This is a genomic window from Cryobacterium sp. Y50, from assembly GCF_002929805.1.
GTDB lineage: Bacteria > Actinomycetota > Actinomycetes > Actinomycetales > Microbacteriaceae > Cryobacterium.
This window is the reverse complement of sequence record NZ_PJJM01000074.1, coordinates 16,423-32,796: the sequence shown is the minus strand read 5'-3', so window position 1 is coordinate 32,796 and position 16,374 is coordinate 16,423. Positions and strand designations below refer to the sequence as shown.

Sequence of the window (16,374 nt, the reverse complement as noted above, 5' to 3'; positions counted from 1 at the left end):
TCCCGGTGGCACCGATGTGCCACCGCTTCAGGCTAGCGCCGGCGAATCAGTGCCTCCTCGTCGTCGGTTTCTCTGATGGCTTGGCGACCGTAACCGTCGCGCCCGGTGGAGCGAATCGAGGCCACAACAGCAGCAATCGCGAGGACTGTGAGGAGAAACATAAAGATGAACATGGCAGGAACTCTATGTATTGTGCTTTTCTGCCGCGAGCGGCAGAGTAGACGTTGTTCGACACATTCCTGCCAGATCCAGTGTTTCCCGTTTCCGGTTCCATCTCAGCAGAACGGATGCCCATGCTTCAAAAAATCGTCTGCGTCACCCTTCCGGGTCTGGCGCCGTTCGAATTCGGCGTCATCTGCGAGGTGTTCGGCATCGATCGCAGCGCGCACGGCGGGCCGGCGTTCGACTTTCACGTCGTCGCCGCCGAACCCGGCCCGATTCGCACCAAGATCGGCTTTGAAATCGTCGTGCACGACGACCTCTCGGCTGCCGCCGACGCGGACCTGATCGCGATCCCTGCGTACGAGACCGGTGCGGCGATCGACCCGCGCGTGCTGCAGGTCGTGCGCGACGCCGAGGCCCGTGGCGCCTGGGTGCTCAGCGTGTGCAGCGGCGCGTTCGTACTGGCCGAGGCTGGCATCCTCGATGGGCGCCGCAGCACCACCCACTGGATGTACACCGAAGCCCTCGCCCGGACCTACCCGAACACAACCGTCGACCCCGACGTGCTGTTTGTGGAAGACGACCACGTCGTCACCGGAGCCGGCACCGCCGCCGGCATTGATGCTGCGCTGCACATCGTACGCAAGGAACTGGGCGCGACTGTCGCGAACGTGATCGCGCGCCGCATGGTGGTGCCGCCGCAGCGCGATGGCGGCCAGTCACAGTACATCGAAGCGCCGGTCGTCGACTGCCAGGACGAATCCTTCGCCGCCGTCACCGAGTGGATGCTGCGCCACCTCGACCAGGAATTACCCGTCGATCTGCTCGCCCGCAAGTCGCTTATGTCGCCGCGCACCTTCGCCCGCCGGTTTCGCGCCGAACTCGGCACCACGCCGACCCGCTGGCTCAATCGGCAGCGGCTGCTTCGGGCGCAGGAATTGCTCGAGGACTCCTCAAACAGCCTTGAGGAGATCGCCGTCGACACCGGCTTCGGTGGGGCGGCCGTGATGCGCCATCATTTTCTGCAGGTTCTGCAGACCACGCCTACCGCCTACCGGCGGGCATTTGGCCCCCGCAAGGCCAGCTAGCCCGCCACCGACAGGCGCAGCGCGGCTACGCGCCCGTCGTCGCCAGAAACACCTCGCCGGTTCCGGCGAAGGTCAGCGTGCCCTCGTCGGGCGTGATGTACACGGCCTGGCCGCGCTTGAGCGGCCGCGATGACGCGGCCCCGGCCACCAGAAACCCGCCAGCCGTGCAGATGGCAATCGCCGGACCGGTCAGGGTGATCTGCCGCATCGTGACGGGCGTCGACGTCGCGGCGTCGGCATCCGCTTCGATCTGCACGAGCTCGAAGTCGGGCACGTCCGGCCGATACCGCAATACCCCGGGCGCGTCGACGATCGGCACGAGGTACGGCGAGGGTGCCGGAGTGAAGTCGAGTACCGCGAGCAGCTCCTCGATGTCGATGTGCTTGGGAGTCAGCCCGCCGCGCAGCACATTATCGGAGGCGGCCATGAGTTCGACGCCGAGCCCGGATAGATACGCGTGGATGTTGCCGGCTGGCAGAAACATCGCCTCGCCGCGCTGCAGGGAGACCCGGTTCAGCAATAGGGCGAGCACGATTCCAGGGTCGCCGGGATACTCGGCGGCGAGCACACGCACCGCCGCCAGTTCGCGGGCATAGCCGATGGCCGCTCCCCCCTCGGCCAGAAACTCGGCGTGTTCGGCGAGCGCCACGACCCGTTCGACCAGCCATTTCACCTCGCCCGAATCTCCGCCGCGCCCATCGCGCAGCAGCCAGTCGACGGTGTCGGGCAGGCCCCGCGTCAGGTGGCTCTCGAGCAGGTCGATGATGGAGGCCTGCGGATTCTCGGTCGCGAGATCGAGCATCCGCAACTCGGCAATAATGCCGCGTACCTCAGCGAGCGGCCGAAAGCCGCAGAGCGCTTCGAAGGTGTCGCTGAGCGCAACGAGCAGCTCGGGCTTGTGGAACGGATCGCGGTAGTTGCGATTGCCAGCGTCGATGGCAACGCCCGCCTCATTCTCAAGCTCGAACCCGGTGCGGGCCTGCTCGCTCGTCGGGTGCGCCTGCAGCGACAGCGGGCGACCGGCCGCGAGAATCTTGAGCAGAAATGGGAGGCGTGGGGCCGCATCCACTTCTCGACTGGCCCAATCAGCACCGAGTGCCACCTCCGGCGCCGCAGCAATCCACGCGGCGAGGTCCAAAAAACCGCCGACCAGCGCGGGGTCCTCGATCACCGACGGTGACCCGGCGTGGGCTCCCAACCACAGTTCAGCCTCCGGCCCGCCCGACGCCGTGCGGCCGAGCAGGTCAGCGATGGCATGGGTGGAACCCCATGCGTAATTGCGCGGGGTGTTGGCGATGCCCACAAACATGTACGACTCCTTCTACAACTGTTTAGACCAAACTACCAACCGGGTTGGGGCGTCCAGCCAACGACCCTAGGCTGGGCGCACTTCCCCGGTCGCACGTCGGCCGCCCTCGTGCAACGGAGCATCCATGAACTTTGAACTACTCGGCAGCGACTTCTTCGGCTACGAAAACCTGCTCACCGCGCCCGAACAGGCGGCCATCCTCAAGCTGCGCGCCTACCTCGAACACGAAGTACGGCCGATCGCAAACGGATGCTGGGACCGCGCCGAATTCCCCACCCAGGTCATCAAGCCCCTCGCCGAACTCGGCGTGTACTCCTTCGGCTGGGAGTCCACGAAACCGTTTGAGAATTCGGCAGTTTTCCGGGGATTCGTGGCGCTGGAACTGGCGCGAGTGGACGCATCCGTCGCCACCTTCGTCGGCGTGCAGACCGGTCTCGCCGCCGGCACGGTCGACGCGACGGGCTCGGACGAGCAGCGCGCCGAGTGGATTCCGCGCCTGGCCTCGGGCGAGATCGTGGGGGCGTTCGGGTTGACCGAGCCGTTGAGCGGCTCGGACGCAGCGCAGGGCCTGCGCACCACCGCCACGCGCAGCGGTGACAGCTGGACGTTGAACGGTGCCAAACGCTGGATCGGCAACGCCACCTTCAGCGACGTGACCATCATCTGGGCCAAGGACACGGCCGACGAACAGGTCAAGGGTTTCATCGTTCCCACCGACACCGCCGGGTACAGTGCCACCAAAATCGAGGGCAAGATCAGCCTGCGCGCGGTGCAGAACGCCGACATCGTGTTGACCGACGTGGTCGTTCCCGAGAGCCTGCGCCTGCAGAACGCCAACTCGTTCAAGGACACCGCGAAGGTGCTGCGGGCCACGCGCGCCGAGGTGTCGTGGGCGGCGGTCGGCAATGCCATCGGCGCCTACGACGCGGCCGTCGCCTACGCTCACGAACGCGAGCAGTTCGGCAAGCCCATCGGCGGTCACCAGCTCGTGCAGGATCTGCTGGTTAAGAGCCTCGGCAACATCACCGCAAGCCTCGGCATGGTCGTGCGGGTGTCGCAGCTGCAAGACGAGGGCGTGCAGCGCGACGAGCACTCCGCGCTGACCAAGGCGTACACAACCAGCCGCATGCGGGAAAGCGTGGCCTGGTGCCGCGAGCTGTTCGGCGGCAACGGCGTCACCCTCGAGTACAACGTGGCCCGGCACTTCGCCGACGCCGAGGCCATTTATTCCTACGAGGGCACTCAGGAGATGAACACCCTCATCGTGGGCCGCACCATCACCGGCCAGGCCGCCTTCGTCTGAGCTGATCCCAACGGCCCTGAATCCACGGGCGGGGGTGCGCCCGCGCCCCCGCCCGGGATACGGTGTCGGAATGAGCCCACTCCAGTCCGGCCCCGTGTGACGACCGACCAGGGGCTCGACGCGATCGTCGTCGGATCCGGCCCGAACGGTCTCGCCGCCGCCGTAACTCTCGCCCGGGCTGGCCTCAGAGTGCGCGTCTACGAGCGCAACTCGGCGATCGGTGGCGGGGCGGCCACCGCCGAACTCACCCTGCCCGGGTTTCACCACGATGTCGGGAGCGCGGTGCATCCGCTCGCCCTGGCCTCCGAGTTCTTTCAGAAGTTCGGCCTCAAGGACCGCATCGAACTCACAGTTCCCGAGATCTCCTACGGGCATCCGCTGCCGGGCGGCCTGGCCGGTGTGGCCTGGCACGACATCGAACGCACGGCCGCCGGCCTCGGCCGCGACGGCCCGGCCTGGTTAAACCTGCTCGAGCCCCTGGTCGACCACATCCACGCCATCGCCGAACTCACCGGGGATACGCTGCTCCGGGTGCCGCGGCATCCGTTCACCCTGACCAGGTTCGGGCTGCGCACCCTCGAGCAGGGCGGCCCGGCCTGGAACTGGCGCTTCACCGGCGAGACCGCGCCGGCGTTACTCACCGGCACCTTCGCCCACTCGATCGGGCGGCTACCGAGCCCGTCTACTGCCGGGGCCGGGCTCGTGCTCGCCGCGCACGCGCATGCCGGCGGCTGGCCGATTCCGACCGGAGGAAGCGGCGCCATCGTGTGGGCCCTCGCCGACGATCTGCTCGCGCACGGCGGCGAGATCGTGACGGATGCCGAGATCGTCAGCCTCGCAGAGCTGCCGCCGGCCCGCATCGTGCTACTCGACCTGACGCCACGCGCCCTCTTCGAGCTCGCCGACGGCGCCCTACCCGCCAGCTACGCGGCATCCATGAAACGGTTTCGTTACGGCAACGCCGTCGCCAAGGTGGATTTCGCCCTCTCCGAACCGGTTCCCTTCACCGCGACCGACTTACGGCGAGCGCCGACCCTGCACGTGGGCGGCACCCGCGCCGACCAGGCTCGTGCCGAAAACGCTGTTGCCCGCGGGCGGCACGCCGAATCACCCTATGTGCTCGCCGCGCAGCCGAGCATTCTCGACGCCACTCGCGCTCCCGCCGGAAAACACACCCTCTGGGCCTATACGCACGTGCCGGCGGGCTCCACCCGCGACCAGACCGAGCAAATCACCCGACAGATCGAACGCTTCGCCCCGGGCTTTCGCGACACCATTCTCGCCTCCTACAGCCAGACCGCCGCGCAGATGCAGAACCACAATCCCAATCATGTGGGCGGCGACATCGCGGCCGGAGCCGTCAGCATGGCCCAACTCGTGCGCCGCCCGGTGCTCTCGGGCGACCCGTGGCGCACCCCCCTGGACGGCGTCTACCTGTGCTCGTCGTCGACCGCGCCAGGCCCAGGCGTGCATGGAATGTGCGGCTACCGCGCCGCCCTCAGCGCCCTGGCCCACGAATACAACATTCTGGTTTCCCCCGATCTTTCCCTCTCAACCCGCTAACTTTCCGCGAAAGCGGGTGAAGTGTTGTTTCAGCCACCGCGACGCAACCGTTTACCCATTTTCGCGACACGGTAGAACAATCTCGCGAAACCCAACGGAACAACACCGGTAATCTAAATCCATGTCCGCTGTACAGAGTCGTCTCGCCATTCGACTCTTTGCGACCTTCGTCTGGTTCACGGTTCTGGCCGGCCAGTTTTGGCGTAACCTCGGCGGCTGGTGGGGCTTCGGCGCCATCGCCGTGATCGTGGTCATTGGCAGCGTGATCGGCCTGGGTACCCAGCGCCACAACGCCCGCCGTCGGGCAACCGCCAATGCAGCCACAGCGCAAGCAGCCGTCGACGACGATACCCCCACCGACCGCGACATCGCCCGCGGCCACACCTGCCGGGCAGCCCTGGCCCCGCTTCTGAACTGGCGCAAATTTCCGAAGACCATCACCGCCTTTCTGCTGCTGGCTACCCTGTCGATCGCGTGGTCGTATTACCCGGGGGCCTCCGCTCTCGGCGTTATCCTGCAGCTGATCACCACCCTCGCTGCGCTGTTTTTGGCCGTGACCCTCACCTGGCCGGAGCTGCTGCGCACCTTGGCCGGCGCCCTGCGCTGGGTGCTCGCCCTCTCCCTTGTCTTCGAGCTGTTCGTGGCGGTTGTTGTGCAACACGAAGTGCTCCCGTTCTTCGTCGACTACGGCACCGCTGACGTGCCGGGCGCCTTCTACTGGAGCAGGGGCCTACTGTTAAATGGCGGGCCAATCGAGGGCATCGTCGCCAACCGCAACCTGCTCGGATTCACGGCTTTGATAGCCATCATCGTGTTCACCGTGCAACTGAGAGCCCACATCGTCAGGCGCAACGCCGGACTGGTCTGGCTGGCGCTGGCCGTCGGGATGCTACTGCTCACCCGCTCAGCCACGGTCACCGTCTCGCTCGTCGCGGTCGTCGCGGCCCTGTTGTTCGCGCTCTGGGCCAGACGACTGCACGACGAGCACCGGCGGCCGCTGTATGTCGTGGCGACGGCATCCGTTTTGGCGATCGCAGCGGCGCTCGCACTGTTCTCCGCACAACTGTTCGGCCTGCTCGGCCGCAGCAACGACCTCACCGGCCGCTTCGACATTTGGGCCAGCGTCACCGGGCTCGCCCTCGAGCGACCCCTGTTTGGCTGGGGCTGGGTGAGCTACTGGGTGCCGTGGGTCGAACCGTTCAACGACCTCGCCGTGCGCAAGGGCGTCACCTATCTGCAGGCGCACAATGCCTGGCTCGACGTTTGGCTGCAGCTCGGCATCATCGGCGTGGTTCTGTTCGCCGACCTCGTCTTCTCGACTCTCTGGCGGGCCTGGTTCCTCGCCGTCGACCGGCCGCGCCTCGGCATCGAAGACACCGAACCGTTCGCCGTCTCCGCACTGCTGCCCCTGCTGCTGCTCGCCGCGCTGATCGCGCAGAGCGTGGCCGAGAGCCGACTGCTCATCGAGAGCGGCTGGGTGATTCTCATCGTGCTCGCCGTCGTCACCAAACGGCAGCAGCACGCGCCCAGGCCGATGCCGTGACCTGCGCGCGGTAAATTAGAGCATGACCACCCTGCCCGAGGACCTGCGCCGGGTGCTCGCGTCGCCGAAATTCGCGGCCGCACTCACGCTCATAATTTTGGCGACCGCATTCAGTACCCATCTGCTGCGCAGCGTCATGGGCTGGGCCGGTCTCATCGGTATTCTCGGCGGCCTCGTCCTGCTCGCGGTGGCCTCGCTGCTCGCCCGCCGCCCGATCGTGGAATGGCACGGCCTGCTGCCCATTTCGATCATCGTGTTCGTGGCCTGGTGCGCAGTGTCCGGCGTGTGGAGCGGCTACGTCACCGAGACGCTCATCGGCGTCAGCTATCAAATCACCGTCGGATTCCTCGCCATCTACGTGGCCCTTGTGCGCGACACCTTTCAGGTGGTGCGCGCCATCGGCGATGTGCTGCGCGTGCTTCTCGGCCTCTCGATCGTGCTCGAAGTGCTCTCCGGTCTGCTGCTCGACCTGCCGATCGCCTTTCTCGATGTGGTCGGCGACATCGACCAGCTCGGCCCGATCCAGGGCATCTTCGGCTCCCGCAACGTTTTCGGACTCATCGCGCTCATCGCCGCGGTCACCTTCTACGTCGAGCTGCGCGCCCGGTCGATTCCGCGCAGCCTCGGCCTCGGCTCGATGTGGCTGGCCGGTATCTGCCTGGTACTCTCCCGCTCCCCCGTCGTTGTCGTCGTCGCGATCTGCGTCAGCGTCGCGGCGCTCGCGCTCTACCGCTTGCGTCGCACCCCCGTTGCCGGCAGACGGATGCTGCAGCTCGGCCTCCTGAGCGCGGCCCTCGTCGCCGCCGGCGCCGCCTGGCTCGGTCGCACGACCATCATCGACACTCTCAACGCCGGCAGTGAGTTTGAAGCGCGATACTCGCTCTGGAGCGAGATGTGGCGGCTGGTGGAGCTGCATCCGCTCGAGGGCTGGGGTTGGGCCGGATTCTGGCCGCAGGACGTCACGCCATACGGCTGGCTTGAATTCACCACCGGGCGTGCGCATCTGACCGGCCTCAACGCCTACCTTGACGTGTACTTTCAGGTCGGATTGATCGGCTTTCTCGCTTTTCTCGCCCTCGTACTGCTGGCCTTCGTGCGTTCCTGGCTGCTCGCTTCGAACAAGCGCTCGCTGGTCTACGTCTGGGCGCCGCTCATACTCGTCACCCTGCTGGTGACCAGCGCGGCGGAGAGCACCATTCTGTCTGAGTTCGGCTGGTTGCTGCTGGTGATCTGTGCGGTCAAGGCCGCGCAGGGTCTGAGCTGGCGCAGCGCCCTGCCGCACAAGCCGCACCCCGACGCCACATAGACTCCGCCCACGGAAGGGCCCGGCCGATCTCGAGAATGCGCTCCGCATCGAGCCCGCCGATATCGCCCGTCCGTCCGTCAACTCTGACGGTCTGCGACCTGCGCCCCTCACGCTGTTCGAGCCCCCCGCGACCGCCAGATCGCCAGGCGATCAGCGCTGGCGGTCGTGCGTAATCCGGCCCGCAGCAGAATGCATCAGCTGACGTCGGCGTCCTGCTGCCGTTTCGATTCGAGCATGAGCGGGCTTTTGTTCACTAGCGGGATCAGCGTCTGTGTCGTGTCGATGTTCGCGGGTGGTTGCAGCCAGAACCCGCCGTGCTCGCCCTGCTCGGCGATCACCCGCCAGCTTTCCTGATGGAGTCGGCGGTAGCAGTGACCGCAGAGCAACAGTCCACGGTCGATGTCGGTCGTGCCCTTGTCAAAGAATCCGTGGCCGACCCGTCCGACCGGTTCCGCACTGGGTCGTGCCGCGCGGAGTAGTGCTGATGAGAGTGGTACCGGCGAGGGTGGTACTGAAATGGTTGGTGCTGAAAGCGGTGGCATTGAAGACGGTCGAACTAATGAAGGTGGTGCAGAAGAAGATGGTAGCGGCGGCGGAGAGGGTGTAGCTGCAGGACTTTGTCCGAGTACTGGGGACCGTGGTGAGCGTGCCCAGTGTCAGCGTGCCCAGTGTCAGCCGGCCGAGTGTCAGCCGGCCGAGTGTCAGCCGGCCGAGAGTCTACCGGCCGAGCCTGCGCCCGCGCGGTGGCACCTGGCCGGGCTTCAGGATTGACCGGCATGAGCCCGGCCCGGCGTGCCCGGCCCGGCGTGCCCGGCTGTAAACGAGCTCGACGTTCAGTCCGGTCACCTCCGGCACGTGCGCTGTGAGCACCGTCCTGAGAATGGTGGCGGACACAGTCAAGGCTCCCACACCAGAGTCCTACAGACCACCGTCAGCCCGTCCGGTCGCCGAAATGACCCAAAGTGGTGCTCGCGAATGGCATCGTTGCGGCCGTGATTCACACGGCCCTCGCGCCGACGCTCGCTGACAATGAGGGAGCGTCGCAAGGCGCGGAGCGCGAACGCAGAATGCGCGTTGCCTGTTTGCCGGATAGAACACGGCGGGGACTCCCGCAACCAAGGCTGGTCCCGTGACAAAGAATCGGCCTTCTTCACCGTGGCCCCGACAGTGTCCCTTCCGGTCAGGCCTAACGACACTCCGTGATCCCGTTTTCCCGCCGGTAGCTCAGACCGGCTGCACCAAATCGCGCAGCACGTCTTGCAGTCCCAGCCCGAACCGGGAATAGTCGCCCGCGTGCCAGCCGCGCACAATCGGCCCCACGCGCAGCGCCCTGGCTGCCGGCAGCGCGCTGCGCCGCGTCTCGTGGGCGAGTTTCGCGTCGATCAGCGCCAGCACCGAAGCGGATGCCGCCGGCTCGAAACCCGATGCCCGTTGCTGCAGCGCAGCGGCTCGCGCCCACAACCGCGCGTTCCGCGCCGTGCGCGGCGCGCGCAGCCGACCGAGCTTGCCCGTGGCGTCGAGGGTCGTCACACCGATCTGGTTGCCACCGTGCTGGCGATAGTCGATGAGGGGCTCCTCGAGCAGGTCGACCAGCCCGGTAGCAGCGGCGACCATCGCCATCCACTCGTCATGGACCCACGCCGAGGGAAAGGGGCGTGATTGCTCGACCAGGTCACGCCGAACCATCATCGTCGCCCCGGTGACGATGTTGCGCCGCAGGTATGCGTCGATGGCGTGCCCCGCATGCACGGCGCGCCGGTCGGCGGGCGACACGCCCAGGGTTTGCAACAGCGTGAAGCCGAGGGGCGCCCCGTCAGCGTCGACGAGTCGGGCGTCGGCGTGCAGCATCTGCAGTATGGGCCGACGGGTGAACTCGGCCACCATACGATCCAGGCGCTCGGGCCACCAGATGTCGTCCTGGTCGCAGAGCGCGATGAGGTCGCCGGTGCAGGCGGCGAGCGCCTGCTCAAAGTTCGCGGTCACTCCAAGCGCGGTCACGTTCTGCAGCAGCACAACGTCGATATCGGTCCACGCCGCTGTGACCCGCTCCAGCACCGCCAACGTCTTGTCCGTCGACCCGTCGTCGGACACCACGATCTGGTCGGGACGCAGTGACTGCCCCACAATGCTGAGCAGCTGCTCTTCAAGATACGCGGCGCCGTTATACGTGCACAGCGCAACGGAGACGCTGTCTCTCATGAGCGCTGCAAGAGCAGGTGTGAGTCCCAGGCCGACTGTACAATGTCGACCAGTCCACGCCGGGCAGTCCACCCGATGGATGCGAAGATTGCTGCCGGGTCGGCCACGACGATGGCCGGATCGCCCGGGCGTCGTTCGCGAATTTCGGGGAGGATACTCAGACCGGATACCCGCAGAATCTCGTCGACCATCTCGCGCACCGACGAACCGAGGCCCGTACCCACGTTGTAGACGTCATGCCGCGCGCTCCCTCCGGCCAAGCCGTCCAGGGCGGCCAGGTGCGCCTCGGCGAGGTCGGCCACGTGAATGTAATCGCGCACGCACGTTCCATCGACGGTGTCGTAGTCATCCCCAAAGATAAGGGGCGCCAGGCCCTGATCGAGCCGTTCAAAGACCATGGGCACCAGGTTGAGGGCTGCAGTATCGCCGAGTTCAGCCCAACCCGCGCCGGCCACGTTGAAATAGCGCAGGCTGCAGGCGCGCAGGTCGAAAGCACCGACGGAATCCGACAACAGCCATTCGCCGATAAGTTTGGTCTCACCGTAGGCGTTGAGCGGATGCCGCGGTGTGTCTTCACGCAGCGCGGCACCCTCTGAGGTTCCATAGACTGCGGCCGACGAGGAGAAGACGATCTGCGTGACCCGCACCTGTTCCATGGCGAGCAGGAGGTTGGCGAGCGATCCGACATTCTGCTGAAAATACCAGGCGGGTCGAGCCACCGATTCGCCAACCTGTTTGCGGCCCGCAAAGTGGATGACGCGGTCGACGTTGTGCTCGTGCATGACGGTTTGGAGCATCGACGGTGCATTCGACTGGGCGAGATCCATTTCGACGAGAAGAACGTCGGCAATCCGGTTTCGATCTCCCGTGACCAGGTCGTCGACAACGACGACGTCATCGCCCCTCTCTCTGAGCAGACGCACCACATGGGAACCGATATAGCCGGCACCGCCGGTCACAAGCACTGTCACCTGTTTAGTTTGCCATTCTTTAGCGGTGATGCTTACGGGTTCGGCGTGCTGTCCTGAGCCGCCGGCTTGCTCGCCATTGCCTCAAGTTGCCGTACCCGCAGCTCCAGCAGAGCGGACTGTTCCGCCAGATCTCGGGTCTTGCTTTCGAGCTCGGTCAGCTCCGCACTGTGCTGCAGACACACCATAAACAACACGGCGATGCTCAGAAAGAAGATGAGGTTGCTGGGAACCTCGATGCCGACCAGTTCAGCCGACCATTCGAGTGTTTGGGGAAAGACACCCGCCACGAGGGCCAGCAGCCCCGCGACGAACCACCAGATGGCATGACGTTCGCGCAGGTGCCGGCGGCGCAACAGCTCGATCACCACGAAAAGTACCAGCACGGCCGCACAGATCCCCAGAATCTGGCTGAACGGAATCATGCAACGGTCCTCTCCGAGTGCACTAACGTGGCCGGCCGCATGAGGGCAAATAGCAGGGCCAGAAAAGCGCGGGCCAGATATGCCCCTGCCTTGAACGGGTTGTGCGAGGGGGTGCCTCCCGCGCGTGGTCGCATCGCCACCGGAACCTGCTTGACGGTACACCCCGCGCGCGCGGCGATGACCAGCGTTTCAATGGTGTCGCCTAGGTACTCGGCCGGATAGTGCTTGGCGAAAATCGCTACGGCCTTCGGGCCACTGGCACGAAACCCGGAGGTCGTGTCGGTCAGCTGGCTTTTCACGAGTCGGCTCAGAATGCTAGCGAGAAAAGTCATGGCCCAGCGGCGTGGTCCACGCACGGAGTACGTGCCGGCGCCCGCGAAGCGCGCGCCCAGCACCAGATCGGCCTCTTTCAGTTCGGCTAGCAAAAACGGAACCTCCGCCGGATTGTGCTGACCATCTGAGTCGATCTGAACGACGTTCTGATACCCGTTATCGAGTGCGTAACGAAAACCCACCCGCATCGCCGCGCCGACGCCGAGATTGAACGGCAGGGTAACGACCACGGCACCGGCGGCTTGCGCCCGGGCGGCGGTCGCGTCGGTGGATCCGTCGCTCACGACCAGGCACAACACGCCGGGGAGGGCAGCGAGTACCTCGGTAACGACGTCGGCTACACATTCCTCTTCATTGAAGGCGGGCATGACAATCACTGTCTGCTCGAACGTCAATTTCATACTCGTCAGTCTATTCGCCCGATTCCGGTCTACGCGCCTTACGACCCGGGCGCCACGGCCGAGCCTGATCGGGCCGGTAAGATTTCTATGTGAATGGGAAACATCAGCTTCTGCGGTTCGTGTCCGAGGTTAAGCACAGAATAACGAGAATCACCGCATTCGCCGTCGTGGCACCCATTCTGGCAATACTGGCCTTGTCGGCCTGGGCATTGGCCTCCCCTGTTGGCGCCAGTCCTGACGACGATTACCATCTGGCCAGCACCTGGTGCGCTACCAATGAAGACACCAGCCTCTGTCACCTAGCGACAGAGGAGGATGAGAGATCCGTTCCCAACGCGCTCCTCATCGCCCCGTGCTACGCCTTCGACGCCAACGAAAGCGCAGCGTGCCAGGGCGATTCGTTCGATACTTACGGCGACTTCGTGGACTCTGATCGTGGCAATTTCAGCGGCGCCTACCCGCCGGTGTACTACCTCACGATGAACCTGTTCGCTTCAACGAATATCGAACTTTCGGCCGTCGTAATGCGCATCGTCAATGTCGTGCTGTTCGTCGCCCTAACCACCGCCCTCTATGCCCTTCTTCCAGCCCAGCGGCGGCCGACCCTGCTCTGGTCCTGGGCAATTTCGCTGGTTCCGCTTGGCATGTTCCTGGTAGCGTCGAACAACCCCAGCGCCTGGGCCATCATCTCGGCCGGCACCCTCTGGCTCGCGCTGCTCGGTTTCTTTGAAACGACCGGTGCCCGCAAAATCGCCCTTGGCCTACTAGCCGTCATTGCCACCGTCATGGGCGCGGGTTCACGAGCGGATGCCGCGGTCTACGCGGTGATCGCCGTTGGCGTCGTCACGCTTCTCACAGCACGCTGGGAGCGACGCTGGATTCTGTCCGCCCTGCTGCCGATCGTACTCGTGATGGTCGCCATCGTCTTCTATCTCTCGACCGGGCAATCGACGCTCGTATCGTCCGGCCTGAATTCGACGCCGAACGACGGCGTCGAACAGAATTCCTTGGGCCTGATCCTGCACATTTTCCTGAACGTGCCGGGCCTTTGGGTTGGTGTCTTTGGAAATTGGGGACTGGGCTGGCTGGACACCCTGATGCCAGCCGTCGTGTGGGTTGCCGGGCTCGGGTGCTTTGCCGCCCTGGCCTTTTCCGGGCTCGCCTCGAGGTCCCTGCGCAAACTTCTGGCGGTACTCATGGTTCTGGCCGCGCTCTGGATCATCCCCACCTTCATCCTGGTGCAGTCGCAAGTGGCGGTGGGAAGTGAGGTCCAGCCTCGTTACATTTTGCCCCTGATTGTTATGCTGGGCGGCGTTGCGCTGTTGAACGCACGCGGCCCGCGCCTAATCTTGTCGAAAATTCAGGTTCTCGGCGTCATTGCCGCACTGTCCGTGGCCAATGCGCTGGCCCTGCACTACAACCTGCGGCGCTACGTCACCGGTGCCGATCAAAACGGTCTGAACCTCGACTCAAATCTCGAGTGGTGGTGGAACATCCCGGTCGGCCCCGGAGCCATCTGGATCTTGGGATCGCTGGCTTTCGCTGCCCTACTCGTGCTGCTCGCCGGCAGCATTACTCGTCCGTCAACTCGCCGTGGCAGCACGCCGAAGTCGCGCGCCGGGGAAGAGAATAACAATCGCAATGACTCCGCGCGCGCCGTAAGCCAGTGAGACTGCCCATAGGGCGCCGGCCGTTCCGAATGTCGGCACCAGCGCGAGACAGGCCAACAGGGAGACGCTGGCCGAGGCGATACTGAGCGTGATGCCGTGCACATAATAGTTCTGCACGGCTACGGCCGTACCGCCGAAGTGCGTGGCCGGCAGCACAATGATGCCAAAGGCCAGCGGCACGGCCACCGTGAGCGTCAGTTCATAGCCCGGTCCGAGGACCACGGGCAACAGAATTGACATGATCCACAGCCCGGCCACGGCGAGCGGAGCCAACGCTAGGGTCCACCAGCCGGTGCTCGCCATAGCTGCCTTGAAGAAGTGATAAGGATCGTTTGCCGTCGTGAGCTGCCGAGCCTGACGCGCGCGCGGAATCCAGGCCTGGGTTAGCGTGCCGGAAAAAATATCGACGATCGCGAAGATGTAGAGCAGCACCACGAAATACCCCACCGTGGCCTCACCGTGGTCCTTGGCCAAAAAATACTGCGGCATCGACGAGACCAACGCCAGTATTGCTCCGGCCACGCCCATCGGAAACCCGGCGCGCAGAATTGCGGTTCGATCCAAGCGCCGGAGGATGGCCCGGTGCACGTCGGTCTCGTGCAGCGCCGTCAATCGACGGGCGGGCGACAGCATGAGCACCAAGGCGACGAATAGCGAGGTACCGGCCAGTCCGGCGAGGGCCACGTCCAGTTGCTGCGTGAACACCAGGGCTGCACCCGTGACGCCGCTGCCCAGTACGGCACTGGCCAGATATGCCCAGAAGATGCGCGGTGCCGCATGGTATTTCTGCAGCGGTGCGGAGAAGAATTCCGACAGGGTGTCGGCGACCTTGACCACGGCCACCAACGTCACGGTCACCAACAGGTCACGATTGAAGACGAAAGCAATCCCCATGCTCAACAGCAAGGCCGCCGCCGCCATGACCAATTGAATGCTCAGATACGACCGAAACCGAAATTCCCGCTGCATGGTGAGGTACACATTTTTCAGGCCCAGCTGGCCCATGACAAAGATCGGCGTGGTGATCGCGAGCGCAATCGCGTAGCGACCCACAGTCTCCTGATCTGTCAACCGAGCGAGCATCACCAGAATGACGATCAGTCCGACATTGCGCAGCACCGTGGCCGACAGCAGCCAGGTGGTGGTCTTCGCCCACGAAGGAGCTTTCGGTTTAGCGGACGGCGATAAGTTATCGGGCATCGAGCGTCATCCACTCGGCCAGCAGCAAGTCGCTGGCGCTTTCGCCCGACGTGTCCCACGGCCGGGGCGCGACGACCGGGTGGTCGCTGAGGCGACTCATCAGCCAGGCCGCCCACCAGCTGAACGACGAATTGCTCATGATGAAGCCGCGCCCCAGGGCCATCGCCTTGAGGGTAGCGACCGTTCCCAGCGACTCCACGCCGTCGAAGAACTCCAGTCTCGGCCGGGTTCCGAGTTCTTCCCTGGCCACGACCGGACTGTCTGAAAAGATCCGAGCCTGCTGACCCGGCACGAGGCGTTCACACAGGTCGATAGCCCGCTCAAAATATTCAGCGGATGCTATTCCATGGTGAGCACGTGTGGCCGCGCCCAGGTAGTCCCCGCGGCGCATGTGCACGGTGAGGCGCGGATCGGCCTGAATTCGTTGCAGCTGCACGTCTTCAGCCACCGTGGTGCTGGCGTTCCAAATCATGTCGTGCACGCGATCGGCGACGGTCGCAAAGTATTTCGGGGATTGAAAGTAGCCCACGATGGTAGTGCCGACCGTGATGTCGTTGATCTTCTCGTCGAAACCGAAAACGGGTTGTCTATACACCGCGAGGCGCCCGGACGACCGGCCCGGCCGACGAATCAGCTTCGGGCGACGCGGCGAATTTTTGAACCAGGGTGAATTCGTACCGAGTACGACCCCTGGAAGAGACACCGCAGCCAGATCGATGTGGCGCGGAGTCTCTTTGGCGAACTCGATCGGGTCAGCGCCGAGAAACCTGGCGCCGTCAATATAGAGCGGGCACCCCAGCCGGTTAGCCTGCTCCCAACCTGCCGCAACGATGAAGAGCTGGTTACCAAGCCCCCCTTGCAAATACGCGCAAATACCGTCCCGAATGTCCACTGATGCCATTGC

General features: G+C 64.9%; 15 protein-coding genes. 6 read left to right on the top strand and 9 right to left on the bottom strand.

All coding sequences use genetic code 11. The features are described from left to right. Positions 1 to 32: 32 nt before the first annotated feature. Positions 33 to 173, bottom strand: coding sequence for a hypothetical protein (locus CXY73_RS21840; protein ID WP_158254029.1), 141 nt, complete (start codon positions 171 to 173; stop codon positions 33 to 35). 120 nt (positions 174 to 293) lie between these two features. Here CXY73_RS21840 and CXY73_RS04715 point away from each other — a divergent pair, with 120 nt between their 5' ends. Beyond that, on the top strand, positions 294 to 1,250 hold the full coding sequence (locus CXY73_RS04715) for a GlxA family transcriptional regulator (protein WP_104135648.1): 957 nt from the start codon (positions 294 to 296) through the stop codon (positions 1,248 to 1,250). 25 nt (positions 1,251 to 1,275) lie between these two features. Here CXY73_RS04715 and manA read toward each other — a convergent pair whose 3' ends face one another. Beyond that, positions 1,276 to 2,559: a mannose-6-phosphate isomerase, class I gene (gene manA / locus CXY73_RS04710; protein ID WP_104176996.1), complete on the bottom strand. Its 1,284-nt coding sequence runs from the start codon at positions 2,557 to 2,559 to the stop codon at positions 1,276 to 1,278. Positions 2,560 to 2,683: 124 nt separating this feature from the next. Between manA and CXY73_RS04705 the strand changes: the two genes are divergently transcribed. The 4 genes from CXY73_RS04705 to CXY73_RS04690 all read left to right on the top strand — a co-directional run bounded on the left by CXY73_RS04705 (position 2,684) and on the right by CXY73_RS04690 (position 8,274). Next, entirely contained in the window at positions 2,684 to 3,862 is a 1,179-nt protein-coding gene (locus CXY73_RS04705) for an acyl-CoA dehydrogenase family protein (RefSeq protein ID WP_104135646.1), read from the top strand. A 96-nt stretch (positions 3,863 to 3,958) separates the two neighbouring features. Continuing rightward, complete coding sequence (locus CXY73_RS04700; RefSeq protein ID WP_104176995.1) at positions 3,959 to 5,425, top strand: NAD(P)/FAD-dependent oxidoreductase; 1,467 nt, start codon at positions 3,959 to 3,961, stop codon at positions 5,423 to 5,425. A gap of 121 nt (positions 5,426 to 5,546) precedes the next feature. Next, complete coding sequence (locus tag CXY73_RS04695; RefSeq protein WP_104176994.1) at positions 5,547 to 6,968, top strand: O-antigen ligase; 1,422 nt, start codon at positions 5,547 to 5,549, stop codon at positions 6,966 to 6,968. Between the two features lie 22 nt (positions 6,969 to 6,990). Then, a complete protein-coding gene (locus CXY73_RS04690; RefSeq protein WP_104176993.1) occupies positions 6,991 to 8,274 on the top strand; it encodes an O-antigen ligase in 1,284 nt (427 codons plus the stop codon). A gap of 194 nt (positions 8,275 to 8,468) precedes the next feature. On the opposite strand, the gene CXY73_RS21835 is transcribed toward CXY73_RS04690, so the two are convergent. The 5 genes from CXY73_RS21835 to CXY73_RS04670 all read right to left on the bottom strand — a co-directional run bounded on the left by CXY73_RS21835 (position 8,469) and on the right by CXY73_RS04670 (position 12,600). Further along, positions 8,469 to 8,612 carry a hypothetical protein gene (locus tag CXY73_RS21835; RefSeq protein WP_158253061.1) on the bottom strand — a complete coding sequence of 48 codons (144 nt, stop codon included), beginning with the start codon at positions 8,610 to 8,612 and terminating at the stop codon, positions 8,469 to 8,471. Between the two features lie 886 nt (positions 8,613 to 9,498). Next, positions 9,499 to 10,473 (bottom strand): glycosyltransferase family 2 protein, encoded by a 975-nt coding sequence (locus CXY73_RS04685; protein ID WP_104135642.1) that lies wholly within the window; start codon positions 10,471 to 10,473, stop codon positions 9,499 to 9,501. Continuing rightward, entirely contained in the window at positions 10,470 to 11,444 is a 975-nt protein-coding gene (gene galE, locus CXY73_RS04680; protein ID WP_104135641.1) for a UDP-glucose 4-epimerase GalE, read from the bottom strand. The genes CXY73_RS04685 and galE overlap by 4 nt, the downstream gene beginning before the upstream one ends. Positions 11,445 to 11,476: 32 nt before the next feature. Next, positions 11,477 to 11,866 carry a DUF2304 domain-containing protein gene (locus CXY73_RS04675; RefSeq protein ID WP_104135640.1) on the bottom strand — a complete coding sequence of 130 codons (390 nt, stop codon included), beginning with the start codon at positions 11,864 to 11,866 and terminating at the stop codon, positions 11,477 to 11,479. Beyond that, positions 11,863 to 12,600 carry a glycosyltransferase family 2 protein gene (locus tag CXY73_RS04670; protein ID WP_104176992.1) on the bottom strand — a complete coding sequence of 246 codons (738 nt, stop codon included), beginning with the start codon at positions 12,598 to 12,600 and terminating at the stop codon, positions 11,863 to 11,865. Before CXY73_RS04670 ends, CXY73_RS04675 begins: the two co-directional genes overlap by 4 nt. Before the next feature lie 89 nt (positions 12,601 to 12,689). On the opposite strand from CXY73_RS04670, the gene CXY73_RS04665 reads away from it, so the two are divergent. Then, positions 12,690 to 14,270 carry a DUF2142 domain-containing protein gene (locus CXY73_RS04665; protein WP_104135638.1) on the top strand — a complete coding sequence of 527 codons (1,581 nt, stop codon included), beginning with the start codon at positions 12,690 to 12,692 and terminating at the stop codon, positions 14,268 to 14,270. Here the strand turns inward: CXY73_RS04665 and CXY73_RS04660 are convergent. Continuing rightward, positions 14,184 to 15,470, bottom strand: coding sequence for a lipopolysaccharide biosynthesis protein (locus CXY73_RS04660; protein WP_104135637.1), 1,287 nt, complete (start codon positions 15,468 to 15,470; stop codon positions 14,184 to 14,186). The genes CXY73_RS04665 and CXY73_RS04660 overlap by 87 nt on opposite strands. Beyond that, positions 15,460 to 16,371, bottom strand: coding sequence for an alpha-1,2-fucosyltransferase (locus tag CXY73_RS04655; RefSeq protein ID WP_104135636.1), 912 nt, complete (start codon positions 16,369 to 16,371; stop codon positions 15,460 to 15,462). The genes CXY73_RS04660 and CXY73_RS04655 overlap by 11 nt, the downstream gene beginning before the upstream one ends. Positions 16,372 to 16,374 lie beyond the last annotated feature (3 nt).

Excerpts from the sequence above, each read along its gene's own strand:
- CXY73_RS21840 (WP_158254029.1), bottom strand. The coding sequence starts at position 173 with ATGTTCATCTTTATGTTTCTCCTCACAGTCCTCGCGATTGCTGCTGTT.
- CXY73_RS04715 (WP_104135648.1), top strand. The coding sequence starts at position 294 with ATGCTTCAAAAAATCGTCTGCGTCACCCTTCCGGGTCTGGCGCCGTTC.
- manA (WP_104176996.1), bottom strand. The coding sequence starts at position 2,559 with ATGTTTGTGGGCATCGCCAACACCCCGCGCAATTACGCATGGGGTTCC.
- CXY73_RS04705 (WP_104135646.1), top strand. The coding sequence starts at position 2,684 with ATGAACTTTGAACTACTCGGCAGCGACTTCTTCGGCTACGAAAACCTG.
- CXY73_RS04695 (WP_104176994.1), top strand. The coding sequence starts at position 5,547 with ATGTCCGCTGTACAGAGTCGTCTCGCCATTCGACTCTTTGCGACCTTC.
- CXY73_RS04690 (WP_104176993.1), top strand. The coding sequence starts at position 6,991 with ATGACCACCCTGCCCGAGGACCTGCGCCGGGTGCTCGCGTCGCCGAAA.
- CXY73_RS04685 (WP_104135642.1), bottom strand. The coding sequence starts at position 10,473 with ATGAGAGACAGCGTCTCCGTTGCGCTGTGCACGTATAACGGCGCCGCG.
- CXY73_RS04675 (WP_104135640.1), bottom strand. The coding sequence starts at position 11,866 with ATGATTCCGTTCAGCCAGATTCTGGGGATCTGTGCGGCCGTGCTGGTA.
- CXY73_RS04670 (WP_104176992.1), bottom strand. The coding sequence starts at position 12,600 with ATGAAATTGACGTTCGAGCAGACAGTGATTGTCATGCCCGCCTTCAAT.
- CXY73_RS04660 (WP_104135637.1), bottom strand. The coding sequence starts at position 15,470 with ATGCCCGATAACTTATCGCCGTCCGCTAAACCGAAAGCTCCTTCGTGG.
- CXY73_RS04655 (WP_104135636.1), bottom strand. The coding sequence starts at position 16,371 with ATGGCATCAGTGGACATTCGGGACGGTATTTGCGCGTATTTGCAAGGG.